Below are 16893 nucleotides of genomic sequence, written 5' to 3'. Positions count from 1 at the left end.
AGCTCGTCACCTGGTCGGTCACCTTGGTCGTGATTCGCCTGCTCGATCCCGCCGATTACGGCCTGTTCGCGATGACCCAGGTCATCATGTCCTTCCTCGCCTTCCTCAACGGCTGGGGATTCGCGAGTGCGCTCGTCCAGTCCGATTCGGTCGACCCATTCCGGATTCGGCAGGCGTTCGGGCTGCTGCTGCTGCTCAACGGCCTGCTCGCCGGGCTGCAACTCGCCGGGGCCCCGCTCGCCGCCGCCTATTACGGCCAGCCGATGGTCGCCGACCTCTTGCGCGTGCAGGCGCTGATCTATCTCGCGACGCCCTTCATCGCGCTCCCCGAGGTGATGATGAGCCGGACGCTCGATTTCCGGCGGCAGGCGCTCGTCAATCTGGTCGCGGCCCTGGCGGGCGCGGGCACCGCGCTCGGATGCGCGCTCGCGGGGCTGGGCGTATGGACGCTCGTCTATGCGCCGATCGCGCTCTTCTGGACGCGCGCGATCGGCCTGACGATCGTCGCGCGCCTGCTCGTCTGGCCGAGCTTCAACTTCAAGGGTTGCGGCCAGATCGTCGGATTCGGCTCGGCGGTGCTGTTCAGCCAGCTCTTCTGGCTGGTGCAGACCCAATCCGACGTCTTCATCGCCGGCCGCCGATTCGAGCCGCACGCGCTCGGCCTCTACGCCGAGGCGCTGTTCCTCGCGCAGATCTTCATGGCGAAGTTCGTGCCGCCGCTGAACGAGGTCGCCTTTCCCGCCTATTCGCGAATCAAGGACGATCCCGCCGCGATGCGCTGGAGCTTCCTGAAGACGGTCCGGCTGCTGATGCTGGTCGCGGCGCCCTTCTATTGCGGGCTCGCGGTCACCGCGGCGCCGATGGTCGAGACGCTGTTCGGCGCCAAATGGCTGGGGATGGTGCCCTATATCCAGATCCTGTCGCTCGCGCTGATCTTCATGACGGTGCAGATTCTCTTCGCGCCGGTGAACAATGCGCTCGGCAGGCCGCTCATCACCATGGTCTCGTCGCTGGGCGGCGCGATTCTCTTCCCGGCCGGCTTCCTGATCGGCGCCGAATGGGGGCTGATCGGCATCGCCTGGGCGTGGCTGGTCACGGCCCCTCTCCTCCTTCTGCTCTCCGCCCGGCTGACCGCACCGCGACTCGGCCTGTCACTGTGGCAGATCGCGCGCGCGATGCTGCCCGGGCTCGCGCCGGCGCTGGTCATGGCGGTCGGCGTCGGCCTCGCCGACCAGGAATTGCTCGCGCCGCTCGGCCTCGCCGCGCCGATTCGCCTGGCGCTGCTCGTCGCGCTCGGCGCCCTTCTCTATGGCGCGCTGCTCTGGCTGCTCGAGCGCGAAGCGATTTCGGAGGTCATGCGACTCGTCCTGAGGCGCGAAGCATCCTCTACGTGACGGGGCAGGCGCTCGACCATTATGGCGCGGTCGAGGCGGGCAAGGCCGCCGACCTCGTGCTGCTCGATCGCAACCCGCTCAAAGACATCGCCGCGACGCGCGCGACCCGCGCCGCGGTGCTGCGGCGACAAAACAGATGGAAAGGCCCGACGATGGACGATAGCGAATATTTCCTCACCGAAGCGATTGCCCTCGCACGCGCCAACGCCGACCATGGCGGCCGCCCCTTCGGCGCCGTCGTCGTCAAGGACGGCGCGGTGATCGCGAGCGGGGTCAACGAGATGCTCGCGACCGGCGACCCGACCGCGCACGCCGAACTCGGCGCGCTACGCGCCGCAAGCCGTGCGCTCGGCTCGCCCGACCTCAGCGGCTGCGCGGTGTTCGCGAGCGGCCATCCCTGCCCGATGTGCATGGCGGCGATGCGGCTGTCGGGGATCGGCGCGGTCACCTATGCCTATTCGAACGAGGACGGCGCGCCCTACGGCCTGTCGACCGCCGCCATCTATGCGGACCTCGCGAAACCCTTCGCCGAACAGGCGATGCATATCCGCCACGTCCCGCAGGGCGAGCCGGAGCTTTACGCCGACTGGGCGCGAAAACAGCAGGCGAAGGAGCGGTGAAGGCCGCCGGCAAGTCCCAAATCCTTTCGATTCGCGTCCCGCGGCAATCCCCGTGAGTCGACGGGGACCGCCGGGCGGCCCGAATCGTCACGACGCAATATAATCGCGCATCGCGGCGGCTTCGGCCTCGATCTTGTCGATGCGATATTTGACGAGGTCGCCGATCGACACGAAGCCGACCATCCGCCCGTCGTCGACCACCGGCAGGTGGCGAATTCGCTTTTGCGTCATCAGCGACAGCGCCCCGATGGCCGCCATGGTCGAATCGCAGGCGACGGGGGTCTTCGTCATCACATCGTCGAGTTGCCGGTCGAGCGCGTCGGGACCATAGGAGGACATCAGCCGGACGAAATCGCGCTCGGAGAATATGCCGACGACCGAATCGCCCTCGACCACCGGAACCGCGCCGATGCGATGCTGCGCCAGAAGGTCGATCACCGCGCGGACCGTATCGGTCGGCCGCGCCGAGACCACCGGGCCTGTCCGTCCATGCAATATCGCCGCGATCGTCATAGAAGCCGCTCCCTTCCTCTTTTCCCTTTGCACACCACCCTATCATGATTCGCGATCAGGCCGAAACGCCGCCGGCGGGTGATGACGCGGTTTGAAAGCAGGCGTGTGCTTTTGCCTTCTTCGTCACCCCGAACTTGATCGGCAATTTTACCCTTGGCATCCGCAAGCCTCCTTACTTCGTCATTGCGAGCGGAGCGAAGCAATCCAGAGTGCGCGCAAACCGCTCTGGATTGCTTCGCTTCGCTCGCAATGACGGGATTGCGGATGCGAAACCGATAAGCGCCAACTTGATCCGGGGTGACGGGACAGGGAATGGCCCCTTCCATATCCAAACTGCGTCACCACCCGCCGGCCTTTCCCCTTGGCCTTGCCCCTTGATTGGTCCATGGAGGCGTCCATGGTCATGCGCTCCCCCCTCGACGACAACGACACCGCGCGAACCGCCTGGGCGCGGTACCGGCGACTGATGTGGGGGATGGCCATCGTCTCGCTGGTCGCGGTGGCGGTCGCGCTCCTCTATCTGCGCTGGTCGATGGGCGACGCGCTCACCATCCACATGATCATCGCGACCGCGGCGGGGGTCGGCCTGTCGGTGCTGCTCGGCGCGGCATTGATGGGTCTCGTCTTCCTGTCGAGCGGCAGCGGCCACGACGAGGCGATCGACGATCCGCTCAAGGACGACCCGGACCTGAACCCGTGACCGAGGGCGTCCACAACCTGCCGCAGCGACCCGACCCGATCCTGCGCGTCGTCCCGGCGCCCGCCGACATCAACAGCAACGGCCATATCTTCGGCGGCTGGGTGCTCAGCCAGATGGACATCGCCGGCGGCATCGTCGCCGCGCGCGTCGCGCAGGGGCCGACCGCGACCGTCGCGATCGAGGCGATGGAGTTCATCGCTCCGATTCTGCTGCGCGACATCATCTCGGTCTACGCCCATCTCGAAAAGCGCGGCCGCACCTCGATGGGCATCCGCGTCGAGGTGATCGCGACCCGCGACCGCGGCGAGACCGAGGTCAAGGTGACCGAGGGCCTGTTCACCTTCGTCGCGCTCGACGAAAACCACCGCCCCCGCCCGCTGCCGCCGGGGTGATTCGCGTTCGCGTCGAATCATTCCCCTTCCCCCTCGATGGGGGAAGGATACGGAGCCTTGGCCGCGCGGGCTAGGCGGAGTTGGATGGGGGTGGCGGTGCGTCATGGCGGCGCCCGTTTCAGGCCGGGACCGCACCCCCTCCGCTGCAACTCTAATCGCCCTTCAACCTCTCGCGAAACCCCTGCACGATCCGGTCGTTCGCCGGCACCGTCACGCGCCACACCCAGGCGTCGCCGCGCCGCTCCCAGTCCTGCGGCGCCGGGTCGATCGCGAAGGGAATCAGCATCTCGACCGCCGCGTCGAAGGGCCGCGCGTTGGTCAGCATCACCTCCCACCGGCGATAGTTCTTGGCATCCGAATCGGGAAGGATGCGGACGCGAACCTGCACCGCGGGGCTCGACCCGATGTCATAATCGACGCGCTCGCCTTTCGCCTTGTCGCCGATCTTCGCTTCCCCGACCAGCAGGCGCTGCCCCGCGACGGTTTCGAACACGCTCGCCATGCCGGCGGGCAGCGCGATTCCCAGCCCGCCCGATTCGTCGTTCTGCGCGCGCAGCCGCAAGGTCAGCGGCCGCGGCCGCATATTGCCCGGATAGCTGAGCGTCGCCGCATAGAGCTGTTCGACCGGGACCGCGTCCTTCGCGAGCAGGGCCACCTGCTTCTGCCCCTTCGCCGCCACGTCGACGCGAAAGGGGATGCGATAATATTTCAGGTCGCCCAGATCCTCGGGCGGAGGCGGCGGGGGCGGGGGGGGCGGCGGCGCCATGGGGGCGGCCATCCGCTGCGCCGTCACGACAATATTCTCGGCCGCGGCATCGGCCACCATGCCGCCATAACCCTGCTCGACCGGCGGCAGGCCCCAGCGCGGATGGGTGCTGGTCGTGTCCATCGGCCAGCAACGAAGATGCAGCGGCCCCGGCGTCGCGCGCGGCAGCGGCGGGCTGTAGAGCTTGTTCAGCCGCCCGGCGATCACGTTGAGCTGCGCGTCGGCGAAGCTGGTCACCCCGCCGTTGGCGACGGTGATCCAGCCGGTCAGCCCGATCGTCCGCCCGTCGGCGGCGCGATCGGCGACATAGTTCGCGGCCCAGTCGAACCCCTCGGCCAGATAGAGAAGCTGCACCGTGACCGTGCGTGCCGCCGCACTTTCGACCAGCACCGACAGCGTCGGCTTCGCCGACAGATCCTTGGGCACGTCGGGATAGAGCATCCGCTCGGGCAGGCCGGAACAGCCGAGCGCCTCGAACCCCGCGTCGGTCTCGACGATCACCCCGCCGGTCGGCCCGGCCTGGATCACCGCCTCCTGCTCGCGCACCTTGCCGGTCGCGCGGTCGGTGCGGCGCAGCGTCACGCGGCGCTTCAGATAGGCGTCGACCAGCCCCGCGGGCGAGAGCAGGCGCGCGTCGCGATTCTTCTCGACCACCCCGTCGGGCAGGCCGCCGACGACGGCGGTCTCGGGAAGCAGCCCTTCGGCCACCCCCTCGAAGCGCAGCGCCGACACGCCCGCGGGCAGCGTGACCGTGCGCGTCTCGGTGATGAAGGCGAAGCCGCGCGGCCATTTCGCGTCGATCCCGCCGCTGCTGCGCGACGGCGCGCGATAGACGGTGACCGCGACATCGTCGATTCGGGACGAGACGACGACCGCCGGCGCCTCCTGCGCCGGCGCGGTCAGCGGCGCCAGCAGCGCCGCCATCGCCAGCAGCAGCGGAACCGCCCGCACGCCGGGCGACTCAGTAACGCGTGTCGAAGGTGGCGGTGACATCGACCTTGCCGTTCGCGGGCACCGGCACCTGCCACTCGACGCGGTCGGCGGAGACGCGCTCGCCCTTCAGGCTCTCGTCCTCGATGCGGACATCGCCCCACAGCCCGTCCTGCGCGAGGCTGACCGTCACCGGCTCGGGCTTCGCGTTGCTGACGGTATAGCGCATCTTCGTCACCCAGCGCGAATGGCCCTTGCGTGTGCGCGACACGACCGTCGGCTGCACCTTGACGTCGAAGGCGTCGCCGGTGCGCAGCGACATGGCGGAGCCCATCGGCGTGTGGCCGATCGCATTCTCTCCGATGAACTGCGGGTCGCCGCGCGCGTCGCGCATATAGACGCGGATCGTCCCGGCGGGGAGCTGGTCGCCCAGCCCGCCCGCGCGCGAGGTGGTGAAGCGCAGCACGCTCGCCGCGCTGACCGGTTCGGTGCTGCTGCCCAGCCAGCGGTTGACATATTCATAGGTCGACTTTGCCGGCGCGCCCTTCACGTCGAGGAAGCTCACCTGCTTCTGCTGTGCATTGGCGATCGTCGTGCGCTGCGGCAGCGGATAGAGATAATAGTCGCCGAGCCGCTCGCGGTCATTGCTTTCGGTCCCGGCGCTGTCCATCGCGCCATCCAGCCGCCCGAAGCCGCCGCCCCCGCCGTTCGGATCGCCCGCGACCAGCAGCGTGCGGGCATTGGCGAAAGTCGTACCGCTATTGTTGGTCAGCGTCACCCAGCCCTGCATGTCCATCGCCCCTTTGGCGGCGTCGAACAGCGCGACATAGTCGGCGGTCCAGCCGAGATTGGGGGTCAGATAGGACAGGCGCGCCGGCACCGTCCCCGCCTGCGCCGCGTCGACCGTGACCGACAGCGTCGGGCGCGCACGCAGGTTGGGCGGCAGCCGGTCGAACACCGCGCGCACCGGCAGGCCGTCGTCGCGCAGCACCTCGATGCGGTCGCCGATCTGGAGGACGATGCCGCCGTTCGCGGCCAGCACCTTCGCGCGCTCGATCTTTTCGGCACCGGTCGCGGGGTTGGTACGGACGAGGGTGATGGTCTGGCCGACCGCCTTGTCCATCAGCTTGTCGGGGGTCAGCAGGTCGAAATCGAAATTCTGCTCGACGATCGAAAGCCCCGCGCCCGACAGCGTCACCGTCTCGGGCCGGATGCGCGCCGACACGTCGGGGAATTCGATGCGGTTGCGCCCGGCCTTGACCGCGAGCTGCCGCTCGTCCTGCACCAGCGACTGGCCATTGTTATAGATGGTGACCGCGACATCGCCCTGCGCATTGGGCTGCACGCCTTCCTGCGCCGCGGCGGGCATCGCCCCGAACGCGACGATCAGCGCGACCGATCCGCAAATACTGGCAATGTTGCGCATGAACGCCTCCCCAAAAGTCGAAGCCGAGGGGGAGGCTATGTCATGTCCGGCCGGAAAACCAGAGTGCAAAATCAACGGGGTCAGGATGCCTGCGACCACCCCTCTCTTTTCTTCGTCATGCTGAACTTGTTTCAGCATCCATGGCCGGTTCTCGCGGCCGGCACCGTGCCTCCTTCGAGGGCGGGCCATGGACCCTGAAACAAGTTCAGGGTGACAAGCGAAGAAAGCCCATATTTTGTGCGAAAGGGGTCGCGTGTTCGTTCCCCGTCGCCCGAACCGAAACCCTATTCGGCCGCTTCGACCCCGGTGTCGCGCGGGGCGAGGGTGCGGCGGGTGCGGCGCGGCTTGGGGGCCGGCGCCGCCTCGTCGGCCGAGGCCTCCGCCTTGGGTTCGGCATCCGGCTCGGCAGCGGCGCGGCCGATCGCGGGGGGCAGCGCGGCGCTGTCGATACCGCCCTGATCCGCCGCCTCGTCCTGCTGGCGCGTACGGCGCGGGCCGCGGCGCGCGGCGCGCGGTGCCGGCGCGGCGTCGGCTTCGTCGGCCGGAGCCGCATCGGCGCGCGGTGCGTCGGCACGCTCGGTATCGCGGCTGCGGCGCGCGCGCTCGGGCCGCTGGCGGGTGCCGCGATCCTCGTCGTCGCGATCCTCGCGGCGGTCGTCGCGCGCCGGACGCTGCGGCTCGCCGTCGCGATCCTGATCGCCGCCGCCGCGCTCGCTTTCGAAATCATTGTCGTCCTGACCGTCGAAATCCTCGACCCCGCGCACTTCGCGGTGGCGGTCGGGACCGCGGTCCTGACCGCTCTGCGCCGCCTTCTCTTCCTGGCGGGCGCGGAAATCGCTGTGGACGCGGAAATAATGGTCGGCGAACTGCAGATAATATTCGGTCTGGACCCGGTCGCCGGCAAGCTGGGCATCGCGCGCGAGATTCTTGTATTTCTCGATCATCTGCACCGCGTTGCCGCGCGCCCGGCTGTCGATCCGGTTCGCCTGGTCGACGCCACCGCGCCCGCCCGACTGCGACCGGTTATTGTTGCTGTTGTTGTTGCGGCCGCGACGGCGACCGCTCTGCCGGTTGTTCATGTTCAACTGAAGCATCCTGTCGAAAAGCTATGCCAAACCCCTTTTGGCCGACCGCGCAGCTTGTGCCGGTCGCATCCCGCGTACCCCGCAGGCTCTTGCCCTTCACCGCCCATGCGGGCCATCCGCACAAACGCCGTAAGTGGGAAGCAGGACCACCGGACCCAATCGATGCGCCACGTCGCGCCGCATCATCGCAAGGGACCCCGATCGGGCCTGTAGCCGCCCCCTAACGCGCTTTCCCGTCGAAACCAAGAAAATTCTTGTTTCAGCGGGTGAGGATCAGCGCCCGGTCGTGCCCGCCGAGATCGCGGCGGCTATCGACCGAAAAGCCCGCCGCGCGGGCCAGGGCCGTCACCGATATGGGCTGTGTCGCCCCGATTTCAAGGATCGCCGCCCCGCCGGGCGCCAGCAGGCGCGGCAGATCGGGGACGATCCTGCGATAGGCGTCCAGCCCGTCGGGGCCCGCGAACAGCGCCGCCGCCGGCTCGTGCCCGGCGACGTCGGGCATCAGCTCTTCCGTATCGCCGATATAGGGCGGGTTGCACAGGATCAGGTCGAACCGCCCGTCGATCCCCGCGCCCCAATCCCCGGCGCGAAAGCGGGCGCGACCGGCCATCCCCAGCGCCTCGGCATTGCCGCGCGCATAGCCGAGCGCGTCCTCGCTCGCATCGACGCCGATTCCGCTCGCCCCCGGCCATTCGGCGAGCGCGGCGAGCAGCAGCGTCCCCGGCCCGGTGCCGAGATCGAGGATAGTGCGCGGCGCCCGCGCCGCGAAATGTTCGACCGCCGCCTCGATCAGCGTCTCGCTGTCGGGGCGCGGGATCAGCACGCCGGGTCCGACGCGCAGCCGGACCGTCCAGAAATCGCGATAACCGACGATATAGGCGACGGGTTCGTGGGCGAGGCGTCGCGCGACCAATGCGTCGAACTCCATCGGCACCGCGAATCGCGACGGATCGAGCAGCAACCGGTCGCGCTCGACCCCCAAGGCGTGGGCCATCAGCAATTCGGCATCGAGCCGCGGGGTGTCGGACACCCCGGCGAGCTGCGAGGCGGCGGCGCGTACTGCCGTTTTTACATCATCCACGCCGAATTCCGTTCGTGTCGAGCGGGTTCCAGCTTTCTATTCACCGATTACTCACCCAGCCCCGCCAGTCGCTGCGCCTCGTCCTCGGCGATCAGCGCGTCGATCAGTTCGCCCATCTCGCCCTCCAAAATTTCGGGCAGGCGGTGGAGGGTCAGGTTGATGCGGTGGTCGGTCACGCGCCCCTGCGGGAAATTATAGGTGCGGATGCGTTCCGACCGGTCGCCCGACCCGACCATCGCCTTGCGCGCCGACGCCTCGGCGTCGTGGCGCTTCGAGCGCTCGAGGTCGAACAGGCGCGAGCGCAGCACCTGCATCGCCTTGGCGCGATTCTTGTGCTGGCTGCGCTCGTCCTGCTGGATGACGACCAGCCCGGTGGGGATATGGGTGATGCGGATCGCGCTGTCGGTCGTGTTGACATGCTGCCCGCCCGCGCCGCTCGCGCGATAGATGTCGATCTTCAGCTCATTGTCGTTGATCGCGACGTCGACCTCCTCGGCCTCGGGCAGCACCGCGACGGTCGCGGCGCTGGTGTGGATGCGCCCGCCGCTTTCGGTGACCGGGACGCGCTGCACCCGATGCACGCCGCTCTCGAACTTCAGCTTCGCGAAGACGCCCTGCCCCTTCACGCTCGCGACGACTTCCTTATAGCCGCCGACCTCGGCCTCGTTGGCCGAGATCAGTTCGATCTTCCACCCCTGCGTGTCGGCATAGCGGCTGTACATGCGCAGCAGGTCGCCCGCGAACAGCGCCGCTTCGTCGCCGCCGGTCCCGGCACGGATTTCCAGCATCGCCGCGCGCTCGTCGGCGACGTCCTTGGGCAGCAGCCCGACCGCGAGCGCATGTTCGGCCGCGGGCAGCGCCGCCGCGACCGCCTCCAGCTCCTCCTCGGCCATCGCCTTCATCTCGGGATCGGCCAGCATCTCGGTCAGCGCCGTCCGTTCGCCGCGCAGCCGCACCACCTCGCGCGCCGCCGCCGCGACGGGCTCCAGCTCGGCGAACTCCTTCGACGCGGCGACGAAATCGGCGGGCGCCATATCCCCCGTCGCCATCCGCGCCTGCAAGGCGGCGTGGCGCTCGATGATCGCGTCGATCTGCTTTTCGGGGATGGTGACCATCAATCCACTACCGCTCCAATTCGTCATGCTGAACTTGTTTCAGCATCCATGGCCAGCCCTGTCGATCAACGCAGCGCCTGTTTCGAGGTCCGGCCATGGACCCTGAAACAAGTTCAGGGTGACGAGTTTTGGATTAGACCTTTTCTTGCAAAATCCACGGGCGCGAGAAGCCTTGGTCCATTTCTTCGAGTAGGAAGAACTTTCCCAACGCAGCTTCAACGCGATCCCGAACATCCTTCACACCTTCGACATTCAAATCTCGAATGCGCGCGATGCACACAGCCCCTTCATGGGGTTCCAAACTAATCGCTCGCGCATAACCCGCATTTTTGACTTTGTCGTATCGCTTCCGATAAGCTCCAGCCAAAGCAATCTCGGTAGAGATTTCGTTATCGGCAGTGCGTAAGATATTGGCGATGCGAGACGATAGGCGTTCCATAGCCTCGTCCTGGGGCAGTATGACTATCTCGGGCAGAGGCGATTCTTTTGCATCTGGAACCAGCATCGCCAGCCGCTCGATCCCCGCCGCCCAGCCGACCGCCGCCGTCGGCGGCCCGCCGAGCGCCTCGATCAGGCCATCGTAGCGCCCGCCGCCCAGCACCGTGCCCTGCGCGCCCAGCCGGTCGGTGACGAATTCGAACGCGGTGTGGCGATAATAGTCGAGCCCGCGCACCAGCCGCGCGTTGCGCTGCCACGCGACCCCCGCGGCGTCGAGCGCGGCCGTGACCGCGCCAAAGAAATCCTGCGCCTCGCCGGTCAGATAGGAATCGATGTCGGGCGCGCTGTCGGCGATCGGCCGGTCGCGCGGGTCCTTGCTGTCCAATATGCGCAGCGGATTCTTGTCGAGCCGCGCGAGGCTGTCCTCGGACAGGTCCCCGCGATGCGCCTCGAAATGCGCGACCAGCGCCGCGCGCCATGCCTCGCGGCTGTCCGCATCGCCCAGCGTGTTGAGCGTCAGCGTCACCCCCTCGGCGATCCCCAGCTCCTTCAGAAGCTGGTCGGCGAACACCAGCAGTTCGGCGTCGGCGAGCGGGCTGTCGCTCCCGATCACTTCCGCATCGAGCTGATGGAACTGGCGATAGCGCCCCTTCTGCGGCCGTTCGTAGCGGAACAGCGGCCCGTGTGTCGCGACCTTCAGCGGCGCGAACTGCTGCCAGCCGTTGGTGACATAGGCGCGCGCGATCCCCGCGGTGAACTCGGGGCGCAGCGTGATCGATTCGCCGCCGCGGTCCTCGAACGAATACATTTCCTTCGACACCACGTCGGTCGTCTCGCCCAGCGAACGGGCGAACACCGCGGTCGGCTCGATCACCGGCACCTCGATCCGCTTGAAGCCGTACAGCCGCCGCACCCGCTCGAACGTCTCGACGACGTGCGCGAAGCGGTCGGCGAAATCGCCGAGCATGTCCTGGGTGCCGCGCACCGGCTGCGGCGTCGGGATTTTCGCGGATTTGTCCTTGCTCATGGCGGCGGCGTCTAATGGCTTTTCGTCGAAACGCAAAGGGCTCTCGCGGAAGCGATGCTGGACCTTCGCGCCTTTTCCCGGCAGGAAGGCCGCCATGAAAAAAGCACCGTTCGTCGCAGCGGCCCTCGCGACCGCGCCCCTCGCCCTGACTCCCAACCCCGCCGACGCCCAGCCCGGCAACAGCGCGCCGGGCCTCAGCGTCGGGCCGCATGTCGTGCTGCTGCCCGCCGACACGCCCTATCCGGGCACGATGGCGCTGAAGGTCGACGCCACCGACGTCGCGCGCGGCATCTTTCACGTCCGCCAGACGATCCCGGTCGAGAAGGCCGGCACGCTGACCCTGCTCTATCCCGAATGGCTGCCCGGCAAGCACGCGCCGCGCGGCGCCATTTCCGGCCTGACCGGTTTTCAGGCGAGCGCCGGCGGCAAGACGCTGCGCTGGACCCGCCAGCCCACCGACGTCTTTGCCTTCGACATCGACGTGCCCGAGGGAACGGACAGCATCGACGTCGCCTTCGACTTCCTGTCGCCGACGCGGACCAGCGAAGGCCGCATCGTCGTCACTCCGGCGATGATGAACCTGCAATGGGAACAGGTCAGCCTCTATCCCGCCGGCCATTTCACCCGCCAGATCCCGGTGCAACTCGACGTGACGCTGCCGCAGGGCTGGACCGGCGCCGCGGCGCTCGACGGGCTGAAAATCAGCGGCAATCGCTACAGCTATGCGGCCACCAGCTACGAAACGCTGGTCGACAGCCCGATGTTCGCGGGCAAATATTTCCGCAAATGGGATCTCGGCCACGACGTCACGCTGAACGTTGTCGCTGACGAAGCGCAATATCTCGACGCCAAGCCCGACCAGATCGCGCGCCACGCGGCGCTGGTGTCGGAAGCGGTGGCGCTGTTCGGCACCCGCCACTTCGACCGCTATGAATTCCTGCTCGCGCTGACCGACGAGCTCGGTGGCATCGGGCTCGAACATCATCGCAGCAGCGAGAACAGCAGCAAGCCCGAATATTTCACCAAATGGGACGAGGGCGAAGTGCTGCGCGGCCTGCTGCCGCACGAGTTTACCCATAGCTGGAACGGCAAATATCGCCGCCCGGCCAGGCTGTGGACGCCCGACTTCCGCCTTCCGATGCAGGACAATCTTCTGTGGGTCTATGAAGGGCAGACCAGCTTCTGGGACATCGTCCTCGCCGCGCGCTCGGGGATGCAGTCGAAGGACATGGCGCTCGCGCAATGGGCGAGCAGCGCGGCCCATTACAGCGCGATGCCGGGGCGGAGCTGGCGTTCGGTCGACGACACGACGCTCGACCCGATCATCGCCGCGCGCCGACCCAAGCCCTTCCCGAGCTGGTCGCGCAGCGAGGATTATTATAGCGAAGGCTCGCTCGTCTGGCTCGACGCCGACATGCTGATCCGCACCGCGACGGGCAACAGGAAGAGCCTCGACGATTTCGCGCGCAGCTTCTTCGGCGGCCGCGAGGGCGACTGGGGCGAGGTGACCTATGAGTTCGACGATGTCGCGCAGGCGTTGAACGCCATCTATCCCTACGACTGGGCGAGCTTCCTCGACCAGCGGATGCGCGCGCCGGGACAGCCGGCACCGGTCCAGGGCATCGAGCGCGCGGGCTACAAGCTCGTCTGGCGCGACACGCCCAACGCCTATGACAAGGCGCGCATGGCGTCGTCGAAGGGCTATGACCTCACCCACTCGCTCGGCCTCAGCATCGACAAGGACGGCGTCGCCGGCAGCATATTGTGGAACGGCCCCGCCTTCCGCGCCGACATCGTCAACGGGACGAAGATCGTCGCCGTCGACGGCGTCGCCTACAGCAAAGACCGCCTCGAGGCCGCGATCAAGGCGGCGACCGACGGCAAGACCCCGGTGCGCCTGCTCGTCGAGCGCGGCGGCCGCTACCGCGACGTTGCGATCGCCTATCACGGCGGCCTGCGCTGGCCGTGGCTCGAAAAGACCGCCACCGGCCCTGACTGGTTCGACCGCCTGTTCGCCGCGAAACGGGCGCTCTGACGCCAATATACCCTCCCCTTCAGGGGAGGGCAGCGAAACTTGGCAGCTTGCTGCCTAGTTGCAGCGGGTGGGGGCCGACGGCCTTGCGCGAAGCCGACAGGCCCCACCCCAACCCCTCCCCTGAAGGGGAGGGGCTTTATTGCCGTCCCCCCCCTCGACTTTGCGCGTCATCAGGCGCTAAAGGCGCGCGCGATTTTCAAAACACACCAAAGGATTCTCCCCCATGCGCATCGACCTGATTCCCGCCGGCGACAACCCGCCCGACAGCCTGAACGTGCTGATCGAGGTGCCGATCGGCGGCGAGCCGGTGAAATATGAATTCGACAAGGCGTCGGGGGCGCTGTTCGTCGACCGTTTCCTGCACACGCCGATGCGCTATCCCGCCAATTACGGTTTCATCCCCCACACGCTCGGCGACGATGGCGATCCGCTGGACGCCCTCGTCGTCGCGCGCTCGTCGGTGGTCGCCGGCGCCGTGGTCAAGTGCCGCCCGATCGGCGTGCTGCGGATGGAGGACAATGCCGGCGGCGATGAAAAGCTGCTGTGCGTCCCGGTCAACACGACCTTTCCCTATTACGACAAGGTCAAGACCTACAAGGACATGCCCGAGATCGTGCTGCAGCAGATCGAGCATTTCTTCACCCACTACAAGGATCTCGAACCCGGCAAATGGGTCAAGCTCGGCGGCTGGGGCGACGTCGACGAAGCGAAGAAAATCATCCTCGAAGGCGTCGAACGCGCCAGGGCGATGGAGGTTTAGGATACTCGCCGCCCTTCCCCCTCGATGGGGGAAGGATACGAAGCCTTATCGCAATGCGATTAGGCGAAGTTGGATGGGGGCGATGGCGCGTCCTTCGACCGCCGTCTCAGGCAGAGACCGCACCCCCACCGCTGCGACTAGGGTCAGGACCCATTAATTCCACGTTCGAGGCGTCGAAATGGCGAAGATATCGGGCTTGGGCGGGGGCAGCGGGTAGCATCGCTACCCGCAAGGCCGCGCAGGCCCGAGGTCGAAGCCATTTCGGCGTCGCTTCGCGATTTGACCGATTTTGCCCATGGCTTCGTCGAAAAGCCTTGAAATATATTCATATTCCTACGCCTTTCCTCCTCGCCCTGTGCAAAATCGCTTCAAACCTCGAGCGCGGAATTAAGGGGTCCTGACCCTAGGCGGCAAACCGCCAAGTCTCGCTGCCTCCCCCATCAAGGGGGAGGAGCCCCGGTGCCAGTCTCTCCACTCGTCGGCGACTCGTCCTGCTCCCCCGCCCCCGTCAGCCGCACATCCTGCCGCGGATAGGGCACGCGGATGCCCGCGGCCTTGAACGCATCCCAGATGCCCAGGAACACCTCGCCCTGGATATTGCCCAGCCCCGCCTCGGGGTCGACGATCCAGTAGCGCAGTTCGTGCTCGACCGCGCGCTCGCTGAAGGCGGTGATCCACACCGCGGGCTCGGGATGACCCAGGATGCGCGGATTCGCCTTCGCGGTGTCGAGCATGATGCGCTGGGCCAGCCTGACGTCGCTGTCATAGGCGACGGGCACGCGCATCCGCACCCGCACCTCGCGGCTCGAATAGCTCCAGTTCTCGACCGCCTGCGTCATCAGCAGTTCGTTGGGGATCAGATGCTTCTTGCCGTCGCGAGTGACGACGCTGACCGCGCGTACCCCGATCTTGGCGACCCGCCCGACATTGGGCACGCCGCCCAGCGTCGCAACGCCCATCGAGGCGGCGTCGCCGACGACGAGCACGTCGCCCGGCTTGATCGAGCGGTCCATCAGCAGGATGATCCCCGCGATCAGATTGCCGACCGTCTTTTGCAGCCCGAAACCGATGGCGAGGCCCGCGGCGCCCGAAAAGACGGTGAGCGCGGTCAGGTCGATGCCGAGCAGGTCGACGCCGAACAGCATCGCCAGCGTGAACAGGCCGATCGCGACCAGCTTTTCGGTCAGGATGCGCTGCGTGTCGTCGATCTTTCCGTTGCGCCGCAGCAGCCATTTGACCGCGCGCAGGACGATCTGGACGCCGGCATAGAGCAGCACCGCCACGACCAGCGAGGCGAACAGCGAATAGATCGACAGGCGGTAATCGCCGACGTCGAGCCCGATCGCCTTCATCGTCGCGACCACTTCCCCGGCGCCGTGGCGCACTTCCGCGGCGATGCTCATCCCGCCATCGCGCCGAAGGCGCGCTCCAGGTCGGCGATCAGGTCGGCGGGGTCCTCGAGCCCGATCGACAGGCGGACCAGCGCGTCGGGATCGTCCCACCGGGTCGCGGTGCGGATCGTCGCCGGGTCGCTCGGCACCACCAGGCTTTCATAGCCGCCCCAGCTAAATCCGAGCCCGAAATGGGCGAGCGCGTCGATGAAGCGCGCCCGCGCTCCATCGTCCGCGCCTTTCAGCGTGAAGCCGAACAATCCGCTGGCGCCCGCGAAATCGCGCGACCAGAGCGCGTGGCCCGGATCGTCCGCCAGCCCCGGATGCAGCACCCGCCCGACCTCGGGCCGCGCCGCGAGCCACCCGGCGACCGCCAGCCCGTTCGCGCCGTGCCGCGTCAGCCGCACATCGAGCGTCCTCAGACCGCGTAGCATCAGCGCGCAATCGTCGGGCGAGACCGCATGGCCAAGCTGATAGGTCGCCTTGCGCAGCCGCGGCCAGAGCGCGGGGGTCGCGGTCAGCGACCCCATCATCGCGTCGGAATGGCCGCCGACATATTTGGTCAGGCTCATCATCGTCACGTCGACGCCGTGCGCCAGCGCCGGGAACAGCAGCGGCGTCGCCCAGGTGTTGTCGAGCATCGTCGTCACGCCCTTCTCGCGCGCGACGGCGGCGATCGCGGGCACGTCCTGCACCTCGAAGGTCAGGCTGCCCGGCGATTCGAGGAAGATCAGTTTCGTCTCCGGCCGGATCAGCGCCGCGATCCCGGCGCCGACCAGCGGGTCGTAATAGCTGGTCTCCACCCCGAAACGCCGCAGCATCCCGTCGCAGAACAGCCGCGTCGGTTCATAGGCGCTGTCGACCATCAGCAGATGATCGCCCGGCGCGAGCAGCGCGAGCAGCCCCGCGGTGATCGCCGCGACTCCCGACGGATAGAGCAATGTCCCCTCGGCCCCCGGCTCCATTCCGGTCAGCGCGTCGGCGAGCGCCCACACCGTCGGTGTCCCGCGCCGTCCGTAATAGAGCCTGTCGTGCGTCGCGGCCCCGCGCGCCTTCAGATCGGCGATCGAATCGTACAGCACGGTCGAGGCGCGCCACACCGGCGGATTGACCACCCCGCCGCCCAGCCGCGGATCGCCCGTCCACTCGGGACGCCGCCCGCCCTGCACCAGTTTCGTGGCGGGGCGGAGGCTTTGATCGTCGCTCTTGCTCATGCCCGC

At 67.6% G+C, this 16893-nt stretch carries 16 protein-coding genes (1 of these 16 cut by a window edge); 6 read left to right on the top strand and 10 right to left on the bottom strand.

What is annotated here, in order from left to right; translation table 11 throughout:
• On the top strand, nucleotides 1-1394 hold the 3' portion of the coding sequence (locus FHR21_RS04975; protein WP_184095944.1) for a lipopolysaccharide biosynthesis protein. Its footprint begins 118 nt before the window's first position; only the last 1394 of its 1512 coding nucleotides appear in the window; its start codon lies beyond the left edge, outside the window; its stop codon occupies nucleotides 1392-1394.
• The gene (locus FHR21_RS04970; protein WP_338113070.1) at nucleotides 1391-2014 is read left to right on the top strand and encodes a nucleoside deaminase; all 624 of its coding nucleotides are present in this window, start codon (nucleotides 1391-1393) and stop codon (nucleotides 2012-2014) included. The genes FHR21_RS04975 and FHR21_RS04970 overlap by 4 nt, the downstream gene beginning before the upstream one ends.
• A gap of 87 nt (nucleotides 2015-2101) precedes the next feature.
• Here the strand turns inward: FHR21_RS04970 and FHR21_RS04965 are convergent, their stop codons facing one another.
• Entirely contained in the window at nucleotides 2102-2527 is a 426-nt protein-coding gene (locus FHR21_RS04965; protein WP_184095942.1) for a CBS domain-containing protein, read from the bottom strand.
• Complete coding sequence (locus FHR21_RS04960) at nucleotides 2524-2853, bottom strand: hypothetical protein (protein ID WP_184095940.1); 330 nt, start codon at nucleotides 2851-2853, stop codon at nucleotides 2524-2526. The genes FHR21_RS04965 and FHR21_RS04960 overlap by 4 nt, the downstream gene beginning before the upstream one ends.
• Before the next feature lie 71 nt (nucleotides 2854-2924).
• On the opposite strand from FHR21_RS04960, the gene FHR21_RS04955 reads away from it, so the two are divergent.
• Both FHR21_RS04955 and FHR21_RS04950 read left to right on the top strand, forming a co-directional pair.
• The gene (locus FHR21_RS04955; RefSeq protein WP_184095938.1) at nucleotides 2925-3227 is read left to right on the top strand and encodes a hypothetical protein; all 303 of its coding nucleotides are present in this window, start codon (nucleotides 2925-2927) and stop codon (nucleotides 3225-3227) included.
• Nucleotides 3224-3619, top strand: coding sequence for an acyl-CoA thioesterase (locus tag FHR21_RS04950; RefSeq protein WP_338113067.1), 396 nt, complete (start codon nucleotides 3224-3226; stop codon nucleotides 3617-3619). Before FHR21_RS04955 ends, FHR21_RS04950 begins: the two co-directional genes overlap by 4 nt.
• Before the next feature lie 151 nt (nucleotides 3620-3770).
• Here FHR21_RS04950 and FHR21_RS04945 read toward each other — a convergent pair whose 3' ends face one another.
• The 6 genes from FHR21_RS04945 to hisS form a co-directional block, all read right to left on the bottom strand.
• Nucleotides 3771-5309: a DUF4139 domain-containing protein gene (locus tag FHR21_RS04945; RefSeq protein WP_184096475.1), complete on the bottom strand. Its 1539-nt coding sequence runs from the start codon at nucleotides 5307-5309 to the stop codon at nucleotides 3771-3773.
• 37 nt (nucleotides 5310-5346) lie between these two features.
• Nucleotides 5347-6684 carry a DUF4139 domain-containing protein gene (locus tag FHR21_RS04940; protein WP_184096473.1) on the bottom strand — a complete coding sequence of 446 codons (1338 nt, stop codon included), beginning with the start codon at nucleotides 6682-6684 and terminating at the stop codon, nucleotides 5347-5349.
• Between the two features lie 341 nt (nucleotides 6685-7025).
• The gene (locus FHR21_RS04935; protein ID WP_246427064.1) at nucleotides 7026-7820 is read right to left on the bottom strand and encodes a DUF4167 domain-containing protein; all 795 of its coding nucleotides are present in this window, start codon (nucleotides 7818-7820) and stop codon (nucleotides 7026-7028) included.
• A gap of 265 nt (nucleotides 7821-8085) precedes the next feature.
• Complete coding sequence (gene prmC / locus FHR21_RS04930) at nucleotides 8086-8907, bottom strand: peptide chain release factor N(5)-glutamine methyltransferase (RefSeq protein ID WP_184095934.1); 822 nt, start codon at nucleotides 8905-8907, stop codon at nucleotides 8086-8088.
• Nucleotides 8908-8954: 47 nt separating this feature from the next.
• On the bottom strand, nucleotides 8955-10022 hold the full coding sequence (gene prfA, locus FHR21_RS04925) for a peptide chain release factor 1 (protein WP_184096471.1): 1068 nt from the start codon (nucleotides 10020-10022) through the stop codon (nucleotides 8955-8957).
• 133 nt (nucleotides 10023-10155) lie between these two features.
• Entirely contained in the window at nucleotides 10156-11487 is a 1332-nt protein-coding gene (gene hisS, locus FHR21_RS04920; protein WP_184095932.1) for a histidine--tRNA ligase, read from the bottom strand.
• A gap of 94 nt (nucleotides 11488-11581) precedes the next feature.
• Here hisS and FHR21_RS04915 point away from each other — a divergent pair, with 94 nt between their 5' ends.
• On the top strand, nucleotides 11582-13522 hold the full coding sequence (locus FHR21_RS04915) for a M61 family metallopeptidase (RefSeq protein ID WP_184095930.1): 1941 nt from the start codon (nucleotides 11582-11584) through the stop codon (nucleotides 13520-13522).
• Between the two features lie 223 nt (nucleotides 13523-13745).
• Complete coding sequence (ppa, locus tag FHR21_RS04910) at nucleotides 13746-14282, top strand: inorganic diphosphatase (RefSeq protein WP_184095928.1); 537 nt, start codon at nucleotides 13746-13748, stop codon at nucleotides 14280-14282.
• A 440-nt stretch (nucleotides 14283-14722) separates the two neighbouring features.
• On the opposite strand, the gene FHR21_RS04905 is transcribed toward ppa, so the two are convergent.
• On the bottom strand, nucleotides 14723-15685 hold the full coding sequence (locus tag FHR21_RS04905) for a mechanosensitive ion channel family protein (protein WP_184095926.1): 963 nt from the start codon (nucleotides 15683-15685) through the stop codon (nucleotides 14723-14725).
• A complete protein-coding gene (gene metC, locus FHR21_RS04900) occupies nucleotides 15682-16887 on the bottom strand; it encodes a cystathionine beta-lyase (protein ID WP_184095924.1) in 1206 nt (401 codons plus the stop codon). The genes FHR21_RS04905 and metC overlap by 4 nt, the downstream gene beginning before the upstream one ends.
• Nucleotides 16888-16893: the final 6 nt, after the last annotated feature.

This window comes from Sphingopyxis panaciterrulae (assembly GCF_014199295.1).
GTDB classification, from domain to species: Bacteria; Pseudomonadota; Alphaproteobacteria; order Sphingomonadales; family Sphingomonadaceae; genus Sphingopyxis; species Sphingopyxis panaciterrulae.
The sequence above is the reverse complement of the archived record's forward strand: the minus strand, read 5'-3'. Positions and strand labels throughout refer to the sequence as shown.

Coding starts and splice junctions, on each gene's coding strand:
- FHR21_RS04965 (WP_184095942.1), bottom strand. CDS start 2,527: ATGACGATCGCGGCGATATTGCATGGACGGACAGGCCCGGTGGTCTCG.
- FHR21_RS04960 (WP_184095940.1), bottom strand. CDS start 2,853: ATGGAAGGGGCCATTCCCTGTCCCGTCACCCCGGATCAAGTTGGCGCT.
- FHR21_RS04955 (WP_184095938.1), top strand. CDS start 2,925: ATGGTCATGCGCTCCCCCCTCGACGACAACGACACCGCGCGAACCGCC.
- FHR21_RS04945 (WP_184096475.1), bottom strand. CDS start 5,309: ATGGCGGCGCTGCTGGCGCCGCTGACCGCGCCGGCGCAGGAGGCGCCG.
- FHR21_RS04940 (WP_184096473.1), bottom strand. CDS start 6,684: ATGCCCGCCGCGGCGCAGGAAGGCGTGCAGCCCAATGCGCAGGGCGAT.
- FHR21_RS04935 (WP_246427064.1), bottom strand. CDS start 7,820: ATGAACAACCGGCAGAGCGGTCGCCGTCGCGGCCGCAACAACAACAGC.
- prfA (WP_184096471.1), bottom strand. CDS start 10,022: ATGGTCACCATCCCCGAAAAGCAGATCGACGCGATCATCGAGCGCCAC.
- hisS (WP_184095932.1), bottom strand. CDS start 11,487: ATGAGCAAGGACAAATCCGCGAAAATCCCGACGCCGCAGCCGGTGCGC.
- FHR21_RS04915 (WP_184095930.1), top strand. CDS start 11,582: ATGAAAAAAGCACCGTTCGTCGCAGCGGCCCTCGCGACCGCGCCCCTC.
- ppa (WP_184095928.1), top strand. CDS start 13,746: ATGCGCATCGACCTGATTCCCGCCGGCGACAACCCGCCCGACAGCCTG.
- FHR21_RS04905 (WP_184095926.1), bottom strand. CDS start 15,685: ATGAGCATCGCCGCGGAAGTGCGCCACGGCGCCGGGGAAGTGGTCGCG.
- metC (WP_184095924.1), bottom strand. CDS start 16,887: ATGAGCAAGAGCGACGATCAAAGCCTCCGCCCCGCCACGAAACTGGTG.